Source organism: Polaromonas sp. P1_E3, from assembly GCF_056405935.1.
Map to the genome: position 1 here is coordinate 1 of NZ_JBFUBD010000079.1, position 12,040 is coordinate 12,040.

The window sequence follows — 12,040 nt, forward strand, 5'->3', positions numbered from 1 at the left end:
CGACCATCTGGATACAGAGCCCCACACGTCCGCGCAGCGGCTACGCGCCGCGCCACCCTGTGGAGCCGGCAGCACCTGGAGCGCCCGCACAGGCGCTGCGCCCGGCGCATCACTAGACAGGCACCCACTGAAGGCGCAGGCGCCTGCGACAGCTCAATAGCTGCCGATGTAATCTTTCTTGCCGACCTCCACGCCGTTGTGGCGCAGGATGGCGTACGCCGTGGTGGTGTGGAAAAAGAAGTGCGGCAAGCCGTAATTCAGCAAATAGGACTGCCCGGTAAAGCGCTTTTCCTTGGGCGTGCCGGCCTGCGTGACGATCTCCCGCGTGGCGGCCTCATCAAATTTCGCCACGTCCAGGCCCTCGACGAAGGCGAGGATGGTGTCAATGCGCGCCTGCAGCTCGGCAAACGTCGTTTCCTTGTCTTCAATCTTGGGCACTTCCACGCCGGCCAGCCGTGCCGACACGCTTTTGGCGAAATCACTGGCCACCTGCACCTGGCGCAGCAAGGGGAACATGTCGGGAAAGAGACGCGCCTGCAGCAGGGCATTGGGGTCAATGTTCTTGGCGGCCGCATGGGCTTCGGCCTTGGCCAGGACGCCCTTGAGGCCACCCAGCATCTGCTTGAAGACGGGGATGGACGTGGTGTAAATGCTGCTGGTCATGGAATGCTTTCGGTAAAAGAATGGAGTTAGCCTGCCGCCCTGCACGCGGCGCCCTGCATTCTCGCCGGATTGCGGCCGTAACGCGCGCAGTCCTGCAATGCCCTTTGGGGACGGCGAAGCCCTTCGCAAAATAGTATGCTGTCATACCATTTCCGCCCCCCTGCAAAAGGCCACGCCATGAACGCCCCCCTCCCCAACGCCACTCGCAGTGCCGTACAGGCCGCCGACCTTGCCGCCCTGCCCCTCATTGAAAAATGGGTCTCTTTTGCGTCTGTCTCGCGTGACAGCAACCTGCCGCTCCTTGACTGGACGCAGGCACGGCTTGAAGCGCTGGGCATTGAATGCCGCCGCACTTATGACGACAGCGGAAAAAAAGCCAACCTGTGGGCCACCCTGCCCGCCGAGAACGGCGAAACCAAAGTGGGCGGCATCGTGCTGTCGGGCCATACCGACGTGGTCCCGGTGGATGGCCAGCCCTGGAACACCGACCCGTTCGCCGCGCAAGTCATCGGCGACAAGCTCTACGGCCGCGGGGTGACCGACATGAAAAGCTACGGCGCCACCGCACTGATGATGGTGCCCGAGCTGCTCAAGCGCAAACTCAAGCGCCCCGTTCACCTGGCCTTCAGCTACGACGAGGAAGTCGGGTGCATCGGCGTGCGCCGCCTGATCGCCGACATGGTGGATCAGGGCTACAAACCCGCGGGCTGCATCGTGGGTGAACCCACCGGCATGCAGGTCGTGATTGCCCACAAGGGCAAACATGCGTACAAGACCTCGGTGCGCGGCTTTGAAGCGCATTCCTCGCTCACACCACAGGGTGTCAACGCAGTAGAGATCGCCTGCGAATTTGTCGCCAACCTCAAGTCCATGCACAAGCGCCTGGTCAAGGAAGGCCCGTTTGACCCCATCTACGACGTGCCGCACACCACCATCCACACCGGGGTGATTGCCGGYGGCACCGCCCTCAACATCATCCCGCGCGACTGCGACGTGACCTGGGAAATCCGCCACCACCACATGAACTCACCGGTCGAATTGTTCAATGAAGCCAAGGCTTTTGCCGACAGCCTGGTGCCGGCCATGCAGGCCGTGGCCGCCGACACCGGCATCACCCACAAGCTCAACTCGGTGCTGCCGGGCTTTGCGACGGACGCCGACAGCGAGATTGCCCGGCTGTGCTTCAAGTGCGCAGATGTCGATGCCAGTTCTGGTGCAGGCAAGGTCTCATTTGGCACGGAAGCTGCATTGTTCCACCAGGTCGGTGTGCCGACCATCGTATGCGGCCCCGGCCATATCGCGCAGGCGCACCAGCCCAATGAATGGGTCACGCTGGAGCAGCTTGCCTGGTGCGAACGCTTTATGCGCCGCCTGGCCGACGAGATCTGCGTGAACTGACCAGCGAACCAACATTGCAACCGCACCACAAACACCACACGAAAGAACATTCATGATGCAACGCAGAGATTTCCTGGGCAGCAGCCTGGCACTTGCCGCAGGTGGCGCCCTGGCCCAGGCCAACCCGAAGATCGCGCGCATCGTGGTGCCTTTTGCCCCAGGCGGCGTACAGGACTTGCTGGCGCGCGCCATGTCGAACGAACTCGGCGCGGCCCTGGGCCAGACTGTCATCATCGAGAACCGGCCCGGGGCGGGCGGCACGGTGGGCACGGGCTATGTGGCCAAGTCGGCGCCCGACAGCGGCGCCATGGTGCTGGGCGCGGCCAGCCACAACATCGCCGGCACGCTCTACACCAAGCTCGCCTATGACCCGCAAAAAGACTTCGCCCCCATGGCGCACATCGGCACGGCCGACTATGTGCTCATGATCCATCCCGATGTGCCGGCCAAAACCGCGGCCGAATACATCCGCTACGCCAAAGCCAACCCCGGCAAGCTGAACTACGCAACCGCCGGCGTCGGCAGCGCCACGCATCTTTCGATGGCCTACTTCAATGGCCTGGCCGGTATCGACGTGGTGCATGTGCCGCTGAAGGCCACTGGTGAAGCGATCAATGAAGTGATCTCGGGCCGTGCACAAGCCGTGATCGCCGCCAGCATTGGTGCGCTGGCTTTCGCCAAGGACAGCCGCATTCGCCTGATCGGCGTGACCTCACCCAAGCGCTCCAAATATTTGCCCGATGTGCCGACCATCGCCGAGAGCGGCCTGCCCGGTTACCAGTTCGATTCATGGTTCGGCCTGCTGGGCCCTGCCGCGACACCACCCGCCGAGATCAACCGCGTCAACGCGGCCATGGCCAGGGTGCTCAAAGACCCGGTGGTGCTGGAGCGCCTGGACAAGCAGGGCATCGAGCCGCTGGCCATGAACAATGCCGACTTCGCGAAACTGCTGGCGGCCGACTACAAGCGCATGGCGGAAGTCGTGAAAGCTTCAGGCGCCAAGGTCGAATAACACCCGCACTGCACCACTGGCTTATGCCAGCGTCACGCCGGCCAGGGAGGCCAGGTATTTTTCCAGCACGGCCAGCTCGGCCACCGTGGGCACACCCTTGCCCGCGATGACGGCATACAGGTTGCCCCGAAAGCCTTCGCGCGGGTAATAGCTGATGTAGCCGCTGCCCATCAGCATCTGGGTGAAGGCGCTGGGCGCGAAGGTCGCGGCGCTGCTGCCGATCTCCGCGGAATTGAGGCGCAGCTTTTGCGCGCCGGGGGCCGATACCAGCGCCAGCACCGCCGGGGTGTTGACCGCAAGCCTGGCCGGGGCGAGCAGCTGCACCGTCTGGCCTTTCGAATCAATCCACCTGGCACGCGGCTGTCCGTTCAGCAGGCCCAGCTCCGAGGTCTGCGGGTCTTCCGTCTTGGAAGCCTGGAACACCACCCCGGTGTTGGTCGATGCGGGAACGCTGAAGGCCGCGATGGCGAAATGTGCATCCTCCAGGTTGTAGGGCACGCGGTTGCGGGGGTTCGGCTGCACGCCGGCCATGCGGCTGGATTTTTTGCACCAGAAGCCAAAGGACTCGGGCACGCTGTGGTCGGAATTCTTCTTGCCGTTGGTCACACGCATCACCGGCACCGACATGGGCCCTGCGGCGCCGTTGTCCTTGTTCATCCAGTTGATCATCTCCATGGCATTACCCGGGCTGGAGCCGTAACCCGAGTCCGACACGGCGCGCACCACCTGGCCCGCTGCGGCCGGTGCGCCCAGCAGGTAGTCGGTATGGCCGTCAGCCAGTTCCCATTTGCAGGCGCCGTATTTGGCCACGATGGCCAGCGCGGCATCGGCGAGATTCGTCGCAGCGTAGGCCACCGGGTTCGTCAGTGAAAACACCTTGCGCGGCGGCGGCACCTGGGCAGCGCCGGTATAGGTGAGCGTCGTGATCTGGTTGACCACCGGCGTATAGGTAAAACTGTCCTGCCCRTTGGCACCGGCAGGGATGGTCAGGCTCGACTTGCTCAGCGTGCCGCCCTTGCTGGATGTCACCGTGAGCACCACCGGCTGGGCCAGGTTGCCGCGCGCATAGACCGTGATCGTGAGGGGCGTGCCGGCCAGCGCATAGCCGGGACCATCGTCGAACAAGGTCCCTTGCACAATGCCGGACGCCGCCTTGAGCACACCTGAGACGACCGGCTCCAGCGTCTTGTTCTGGTGCCACCCGGGCACATGGTTGATGGCGTAGTTGCGTATCGGCCAGTGATTGCCCCCCATCCAGGTATAAACCTCGCAACCCGACTGCGCGGCATAGACCGCCGCCTGCGCGAACATCGCCTCCCAGCGCGGGTCGTCGACCGGCATGCCGACCTCCGTGAGCGCGAGCTTCACGCCCTTGGCCGTGGCCCAGTCGACGGCGATCTTCAGGCGATCCGCGCCGGTTGAAACCTTGATGGGGCCTGTGCCGAAACCGGCGCTGTAGTTCTTGGCAACCTCGGTGTCGTAGTCAAAGAAGGCGCCGTTGCTGAAGGCGTCGAGGTACATATGGACTTCGTAGATCAGGTTGGCGCCCGCCAGCGGAAACCCGGGGTTCCGGGTACCTATGTACATGGCCGAGTCGTAGAGGTTGCCTGACACGTAGATCGGGTTGACCGTGTCAACGGCGCGTATGGCCTGTATGGCCGCCTGCGCAAACGCGGGCCAGATCGTCAGGTCTTCGCCGCCCTTCACCGCCTCTTCATTCGACGCGATCACGCCGCCGGGCTTGGGCATGTCGTGCGGCTCGTTCATGAGGCCGTAGCCGCCGAAGCCCGGGTGGCTCTTCCACCTGGTCGCCGCGCGCGTCCAGAAGTCGGTGAAGTTCGATATCTTGAGCGTCGCGCCCGGCGCCAGCGAAAAAATCCGCGACTGGATTTGCACCGCGTCCGTGGTGTAGGGCCGCAAGGGACTGGGCGGCACCGTCAAGCCGATCACCGAGCCATCGGGCTGGAAGCGGAAATCCTGGTAGCGGCCGTAGTTGTGGTTGTCGATGATGCAGCGCGTGCCGGCTGCGGCATGTGCATCGAGCACGCCAGTAATGAAAGCCTCATATCCCGCATGGAAGGCGCCCGGGTTGCCGATGGCTGCCTTCGCTGCCGCATTGGCCACGGTATCGTGCAGCATGGGCTGCAGCAGCTCCCACTGGATGGGCAGCCGGTTCTTCATGAAGCCGCAGGCCGCCAGGTAGGTCACGTCCGCCTTGCGCGGCACGGTGAAATGCAGGTTGGGGGCCGAACTTGTGTTGGCCCGCAAGCCGGGCCTGGCCCACTCCATGCCCGAAAGATTGGTGCCCATCGCCGGCATGCCGGCCGCGGCGCGCGCGACGGCGGCTTGCGCCTGCCGGCTGACAGCAAAGGGGCCTAGCGCCGCGAGGGCACCGGCGGCCAGTGCTGTCTGTGAAAATTCGCGTCTTTGCATAGGAAGGCTTCTCCTGTCTTTGTTGACCATTGACTCGCCGGTTGTGCGGGCGGTCTGTTGAAAGACTCAGGTTAAACCCGGTATTGCGGCTTCATTACAGTTTGAATCAACACAATGCCCCGCTTACATTTCATGCCTGTCAGACATGACAGGTCGCAGCAGCACCCAAGCAAAAAGCAGTGAGGTCAGCGACAATAAGCCCAGGTAAATTTCTTTCCGTCGTTGTGCCCCGCCCTGGTGCATTTCAATGGCGGTTTTAACAGTGCCGTTTGGTTCAGGGGCTGCTTCCCTGTTACTGATACACAAACGGCTTGATTCCTTTCCTTTCATGACAAAAAGTTTCTTCCGGGCAGCCCTGGTGCTGGGTTTGCTGTCCGCCATTGGCCCCTTCGCCATCGACATGTACCTTCCTGCGCTGCCCTCCATCGGGCAGAGCCTGGGCGCCTCCATGGGTGCCGTGCAGGCCAGCCTGATGGCGTTTTTTATCTCCCTGGGCATTGGGCAAATCATTTACGGCCCGGTCTCCGACATGGTGGGCCGCAAGCCGCCGCTGTATTTCGGCCTGCTGCTGTTTGCCGCCGGCAGCATCGGCTGCGCATTGGCGCCCGACATCCAGACACTGGTGGTGCTGCGCTTCATCCAGGGCCTGGGCGCCTGCGCCGGCATGGTGGTGCCGCGCGCGGTGGTGCGGGACCTGCATACCGGCCATGACGCTGCGCGCCTCATGTCGCTGCTGATGCTGGTCTTCAGCGTCTCGCCCATCCTGGCGCCGCTGGTGGGCAGCTTCCTCATTGAAGCTTTTGGCTGGCGCAGCGTGTTCTGGGCCGTCACCGTGGCCGCCGCCGCAGGGTTGACCCTGGTAGCGATGACCCTGCCGGAAACACGGCCTGCCGAGCAGCGCGTGGACAGCAGCTTCGGCAGCGCTTTGACGGCGTACGGCGTGCTGCTGCGCGACCGCCATTTCATGGGCCTGGTATTCATCGGCGCTTTCGGCATTTCGAGCTTTTTTGCCTACCTGGCCAACTCGTCCTTTGTGCTGATCAACCACTATGGCCTGACACCGCGCCAGTACAGCATCGCCTTCGCGGTGAACGCGGCATCTTTCATTGGGGTTTCGCAGTTCACCGGCAAGCTGGCGGCGCGATTCGGGTTGGTGCCCATCGTGAAGGTGGCCGTGACGGGCTATGCCGCGGTGATGGCCCTGCTGCTGGTGCTCAACCTCGCAGGCATYGAACGGCTGGACGTGATGATCGCGCTGATGCTGGTGGGTTATGGCTTTCTGGGCCTGGTGGTGCCCACCACCGCCGTGCTGGCACTGGAAGAGCACGGCGCCATTGCCGGCACGGCCTCGGCCCTCATGGGCACCTTGCAGTTTGTCACCGGCGCGGTGGTAATGGCCGTGGTGGGCGTGTTTGTAGACGGCAGCGCCCGGCCCATGGTGGCCGGCATCGCCGGATGCGCCTTGCTGGCGTATGCCACGGCACGCGTCACGCTGGGCGGCAAGCGCGCTGCCGCTGCGCCGGCGCACTAACCTGCAAAAATGACGTGCCTAACGGGTCTGCTGCATACGCAACCGCCGTGCAGCATCTTCAGCCCGCGCATCGTCAATCTCACCCATCACGGCGCCAAGGTTGACCGGCCCGGTCTTGTGGGCAAAGCGGCCCGTCAGCACCGTTTCTGGCTGCAGCACGCCGCGCTGGTACAAGTCCCAGATCTCGCTGCCGTAGTCGGTTTGCAGCAGCTCGGGCGCGAAGCGGCCGAAGAAGCCGCGCAGGTTGGCCACGTCGCGCAGCAGCATGCGGCCCGCGTGGTTGTTGCCGGCGGCGTCTACCGCCTGCGGCAGGTCGATGATGACCGGGCCGGGGTGGCCGTCCGTCACACCGAGCAGGATATTGAACTCCGACAAATCGCCGTGCACGACGCCGGCGCACAGCATGCGCACCACCTCCGTGAGCAGCGTGGCGTGGTGCAGGCGCGCATCTTCGGGCGTGAAATCGACGTCGTTCAGGCGTGGTGCGGCGTCACCGTGCTCGTCGGTCACCAGCTCCATCAGCAGCACGCCGTCGCAAAAGTTATGCGGCCTGGGTACACGCACGCCGGCTGCGGCCAGCCGGTACAGCGCGTCGACCTCGGCGCTTTGCCACGCCGCTTCAGTGGCCTGCCGGCCAAAGCGCGTACCTTTGGCCATGGCGCGCGCCTGCCGTGAGTTCTTGACCTTGCGGTTTTCGGTGTAGTCCACCGCCTGGCGAAAGCTGCGCTCGGTGGCGTCCTTGTAGACCTTGGCGCAGCGCGTTTCGTCGCCGCAGCGCACCACGTACACCATGGCTTCCTTGCCGCTCATCAGTTGCCGTACCACGGTGTCGATCAGGCCTTCTTCGAGCAGCGACTGCAGCCTTGGGGGTGTTTTCATGGTGCCATTGTGCGCCGGGCTCAGCTTCCCGCCGAAAGCACCAGCTGTGACAGGCGTTTGACAAGAGGCTCCATCAGATCAATCGCTGTGTCTCCGTACCCCAGCACAAGGCCATTGTCTTCAGGCGCCGGCGCCATGGCAAACGAAGAAAGCGGCATGGGGGCCATCCTGAAACGCCGTGCGGCTTCTGCAACACGTGCATCCGCGAAGTCCTGCGGCAGCCGCACGGCCAGGTGAAGGCCGCCCTGCCCGCCTTCAATGAGGTGGGGAACGCGCAGGTGCTGCGTCAGTGCTTCCCGCAGGGCGAGCTGGCGTTCGCGGTACAGCCGCCGCATCCGGCCCAGGTGCCGCACAAACTGCCCCGACTCGATGAAGCCGGCCATGGCAAGCTGCTCATGGCTGTGGCCGCCGCGAAGCATTTCGCGCAAGGCATCCTGCGCAGACGCCAGCAGGGTCTTTGGCATGACCACAAAGCCCAGGCGCAACGAGGGAAACATGGTTTTGGAAAACGTGCCGACATAGAGCACCGGCGCGTCGGCCACCAGGCCCTGCATCGCGCCTATGGGTTCGCCGGCATGCCGGAATTCGCTGTCGTAGTCGTCTTCAATGATCCAGGCGCCATGCCTGCGCGCGGCAGAGATCAAGGCCAGGCGGCGTGCCACCGACATCACCACGCCCATCGGGTACTGGTGCGAAGGCGTGGTGTAGATGAGCCGCGGTGTGCGTGAGCGCCAGTCCGCCGCGCCGGCGTGCAGGCCTTCGCCGTCCATGCGCTTGGGTACGATGCGCAGGTCACCCGCATGCATGGCCGCCTTGGCGCCGCGGTAACCCGGGTCTTCCACCCAAGCCGTGTCGCCCGGGTTGGTCAGCAGTCGCACGCACAGCGTGAGCGCTTCCTGCGCGCCTTCCGTCACGATCACCTGCGCCGGCTCGCAGTGCACGCCGCGTGTGAGTGCGAGATGACGCGCTACGGCCGTACGCAGTTCGGCCTGGCCGAAAGGGTCACCGTAGTGCAACGCTGCCGGCATGGCCTCGCGCACTGCACGGTCCAGCACCCTGCGCCAGGCGGCCAGCGGAAAGTGGGAAAGCGCCGGCACACCGGGCCGCAGTGCCGTGCTGGTGTCTGCACGTGCAGGGCTCAACCGGATGTGGGAAAGGCGCAGTGCCACCCGGGATGGCTTGGCGGGCTCAGGCTGCACCGTCGGCTCGCCCGGACGCACCAGGGCCGCCACGGTGCTTCCTTGCCGGTCTGCGCGAAGGTAGCCTTCAGAAGCCAGGTGGTCATAGGCGATTGCCACGGTATTGCGCGAGACCGACAACGTTTCTGCCAGTGCGCGAGAGCCAGGCAGACGGCTGCCCGCGGCAAGCTGCCCGTTGAGGATGGCCTCCTTGAACCTGCGGTACAGCTGGCGCTGCAAAGGCTCGGCATGGCCCCTGTCCAGCGGGGCTTCCAGGAAGTCCTGCGGAGGGAAATGTTTTGGAGCGGACTTGCTGGCGGACTTGTCAGTCGACATGGTGGAGGGCATCGCGCAAGGGTCGTTGAAAGGCGAAGAGTTCGGCCGCAAATCGTGGCACCAGGAAATAACAGAAGTATGGAACTTTATGAAGAGCCACGAAGATCTTAATCTGGGCGCTCAAACTCACAGGAGCATCGATGACCTCACGCACAAACGCCTACGGGCAACCCATCGGCGAAGCCATGCAGGGCTGGACGGAAAGGCAAAGGCCGCCGCGCATCACTCTCGAAGGCCGGTATTGCCGCCTCGAACCGCTGGACGCCAGGCGCCATGGCGACGACCTGTTCGCCGCCTATGCCGCCGCACCCGACGGCCGGGCCTGGACCTACCTCGCCCCCGAGCCATTTACCGCGCGCAGCGATTTCGACGCCTACCTCGAACGCAACGCAGCCAGCACCGACCCTTTGCATTACACGGTCATGGACACCGGTACCGGGCGTGCAGTCGGGACCCTGTCGCTGATGCGCATGGACACCGCCAATGGCGTCATTGAGGTCGGGCACGTGATCTTCTCGCCACTGCTGCAGCGCAGCCGCGCTTCCACCGAGGCCCAGTACCTGCTGATGAAGCTGGTCTTCGAGACGCTCGGCTACCGCCGCTACGAGTGGAAATGCGACAGCCTCAACGCGCCGTCGCGCAGCGCGGCCGCCAGGCTCGGCTTCAGCTTCGAAGGCGTTTTCCGGCAGCTCCTCGTCTACAAGAACAGGACGCGCGACACCGCCTGGTTTTCCATCATCGACGGTGAATGGCCGCTCTTGAAGAGAGCCTTCGACAGCTGGCTTTCACCGGATAACTTTGATGCGCGGGGTGCACAGGTTGTGGCGCTCACTGACATTCGCAGCCGCCTAATGCACAAAGCCCCCGCCGTGATGGCAGCCTGACGGCAGCACCACAAAAGAGGCTTCTTTCGCCGAGGACTCCAGGACGGCGCCGGGTATGGATTTCCCGACGCCGCACTGAAAGTTCAGTTCAGCACCAGTTGCGCGATGACACCGGTGGCAATGGCGATCAGCGCATAGTCCGCGCCCACCTGCACCCACTGCTGGCCACGCGGCGGCGCATCGAGGTGGTGGCCGCGCCAGTCATTCACCACATACTGCCGGCCGCGGTACTCGCGCGGGATGTGGCCGCCGCGGTAGAACTGGCGGCCATGCCCGTCGAAGTGGCGGTCGTTGCGGACGTAACGGCGGTCGTCACGATGGTCGAACCGATGGTCATCTGCGCGGCGATCCACAGGGTGATAACCGGGGCCGACAGACCCGCGCTGCTCAACACGAGGCGACTCACCGCGCTGGCCGCGTCCGTCGTAGCCTTGCGCAAACGAGAGCGAGGCAAAGCCCAGCGACGCTGCGGCAATGGCACACACAATGGCTTTTGATTTCATGATCGACTCCTTTGGATGGAAGAGCCTTCATGGTGTTCCGACGACGTGTCGGCGCAGCAAAGCCGCGGGAGTGTTTGTGTAAAGCCTGGTTGCAATCTGTGCGGAACCCAGGCTTCAGGTGTGTCATGCCATCACGAGCAAAGGCAAGCGCGCGGAGGGTTGCTCGCTCCCCGAGCCTTGCAGCAGCTGGGCCAGCCATTCATCGATCAGCACCGGATCATTCACCGTCTTGATCGCCTGGTAAGCCATTTCCGCCTCAGGAAACCGCCGCCGCAAAAAATTGAGCCACTGCTTGAGGCGCCCTGCCCTCGCGCGGGTCTCAAGCCGTGAGCAGACGATGTGCCAGAAGTCGGCGATCAGCGGCAGCAGCGTCGGCCAACCCACAGCGGCATGGTGCCCACCGGCGATGTCGGCCTTGATCGCCAGCCCCAGGCCCGGGTCGCGCACCGCGCCGCGGCCGATCATCAGCACGTCGCAACCTGAAGCTTCACGGCAGCGCCGCGCATCTTCCACTGTCCATATCTCGCCGTTGGCCACCACCGGAATTTTGACTGCGGCGCGGATGTCGGCAATGCGCTCCCAGTAGGCGGGCGGCTTGTAGGCCTGGGCTTTGGTGCGGGCGTGTACCACCAGCTCGCCGGCACCGCCGGCTTCAATGGCCAGCGCGCATTCAACGGCACGCGCATCGTCTTCGTAGCCCAGCCGCATCTTGGCCGACACGGGCATGCCGGCCGGCACCGCCCGGCGTACCGCGCCCACGACGGCCGTCAGGGTTTCGGGCTCACGCAGCAGCGATGCACCTCCGCCGTGGCGATTGACCACCGCGGCCGGGCAGCCAAAGTTCAGGTCAATGCCCGCCGGACCCAGGCTTGCGAGCCGCGCGGCATTCTCGGCCATGCAGCCCGGGTCAGAACCCAACAACTGTGCACGCACCGGCACGCCGGCCAGCGTGCGGCCGCCGTTGTGCAGCTCGGGCACGATGCGATAAAACACCCGCTCGGGCAGCAACTGGTCGGTGATGCGGATGAATTCAGAAACGCAGCGGTCAATGCCGCCGACCCGTGTGAGGATGTCGCGCAGTACAAAGTCCAGCAGGCCTTCCATCGGGGCCAGCAGGACGGTGGCGCGTGCTTCAGCCTTCATCACTTGCAAGGGCTATTTGGCGGCCAATCGCCACAACGACGTGACTTCCGCCGCGCGCGCCGCATGCAGCGCATCGCCGG

General features: G+C 64.3%; 10 protein-coding genes and 1 pseudogene. 4 read left to right on the plus strand and 7 right to left on the minus strand.

The features are described 5' to 3' along the window. Nucleotides 1–153: 153 nt before the first annotated feature. The gene (locus tag AC1D0Z_RS11070; protein ID WP_436153852.1) at nt 154–663 is read right to left on the minus strand and encodes a DUF1993 domain-containing protein; all 510 of its coding nucleotides are present in this window, start codon (nt 661–663) and stop codon (nt 154–156) included. A gap of 177 nt (nt 664–840) precedes the next feature. Here AC1D0Z_RS11070 and argE point away from each other — a divergent pair, with 177 nt between their 5' ends. Together argE and AC1D0Z_RS11080 are read left to right on the plus strand one after the other, a co-directional pair. Then, complete coding sequence (gene argE, locus AC1D0Z_RS11075; RefSeq protein WP_477658300.1) at nt 841–2,061, plus strand: acetylornithine deacetylase; 1,221 nt, start codon at nt 841–843, stop codon at nt 2,059–2,061. A gap of 52 nt (nt 2,062–2,113) precedes the next feature. Then, on the plus strand, nt 2,114–3,073 hold the full coding sequence (locus tag AC1D0Z_RS11080; RefSeq protein WP_477658301.1) for a tripartite tricarboxylate transporter substrate binding protein: 960 nt from the start codon (nt 2,114–2,116) through the stop codon (nt 3,071–3,073). Nucleotides 3,074–3,094: 21 nt separating this feature from the next. Here the strand turns inward: AC1D0Z_RS11080 and AC1D0Z_RS11085 are convergent, their stop codons facing one another. Together AC1D0Z_RS11085 and AC1D0Z_RS11090 are read right to left on the minus strand one after the other, a co-directional pair. Continuing rightward, nucleotides 3,095–5,506 (minus strand): glycoside hydrolase family 5 protein, encoded by a 2,412-nt coding sequence (locus tag AC1D0Z_RS11085; RefSeq protein WP_477658302.1) that lies wholly within the window; start codon nt 5,504–5,506, stop codon nt 3,095–3,097. A gap of 123 nt (nt 5,507–5,629) precedes the next feature. Next, on the minus strand, nt 5,630–5,836 hold the full coding sequence (locus AC1D0Z_RS11090) for a hypothetical protein (RefSeq protein WP_477658303.1): 207 nt from the start codon (nt 5,834–5,836) through the stop codon (nt 5,630–5,632). Here AC1D0Z_RS11090 and AC1D0Z_RS11095 point away from each other — a divergent pair. After that, nucleotides 5,835–7,037, plus strand: a complete 1,203-nt coding sequence (locus AC1D0Z_RS11095; protein ID WP_477658304.1) for a multidrug effflux MFS transporter — start codon at nt 5,835–5,837, stop codon at nt 7,035–7,037. The two genes, AC1D0Z_RS11090 and AC1D0Z_RS11095, sit on opposite strands and share 2 nt — an antisense overlap. Nucleotides 7,038–7,055: 18 nt before the next feature. Here AC1D0Z_RS11095 and AC1D0Z_RS11100 read toward each other — a convergent pair whose 3' ends face one another. Together AC1D0Z_RS11100 and pdxR are read right to left on the minus strand one after the other, a co-directional pair. After that, complete coding sequence (locus tag AC1D0Z_RS11100; protein ID WP_477658305.1) at nt 7,056–7,916, minus strand: PA4780 family RIO1-like protein kinase; 861 nt, start codon at nt 7,914–7,916, stop codon at nt 7,056–7,058. A gap of 20 nt (nt 7,917–7,936) precedes the next feature. Further along, entirely contained in the window at nt 7,937–9,430 is a 1,494-nt protein-coding gene (pdxR, locus tag AC1D0Z_RS11105) for a MocR-like pyridoxine biosynthesis transcription factor PdxR (RefSeq protein ID WP_477658308.1), read from the minus strand. Nucleotides 9,431–9,570: 140 nt separating this feature from the next. On the opposite strand from pdxR, the pseudogene AC1D0Z_RS11110 reads away from it, so the two are divergent. Beyond that, nucleotides 9,571–10,272: pseudogene (locus AC1D0Z_RS11110) on the plus strand (GNAT family N-acetyltransferase); the annotation flags it as partial. Nucleotides 10,273–10,397: 125 nt separating this feature from the next. On the opposite strand, the gene AC1D0Z_RS11115 reads toward AC1D0Z_RS11110, so the two are convergent. Both AC1D0Z_RS11115 and AC1D0Z_RS11120 read right to left on the minus strand, forming a co-directional pair. Beyond that, the gene (locus AC1D0Z_RS11115) at nt 10,398–10,817 is read right to left on the minus strand and encodes an RcnB family protein (RefSeq protein ID WP_477658306.1); all 420 of its coding nucleotides are present in this window, start codon (nt 10,815–10,817) and stop codon (nt 10,398–10,400) included. Nucleotides 10,818–10,940: 123 nt separating this feature from the next. Next, on the minus strand, nt 10,941–11,960 hold the full coding sequence (locus AC1D0Z_RS11120) for a tRNA dihydrouridine synthase (protein WP_477658307.1): 1,020 nt from the start codon (nt 11,958–11,960) through the stop codon (nt 10,941–10,943). Nucleotides 11,961–12,040 lie beyond the last annotated feature (80 nt).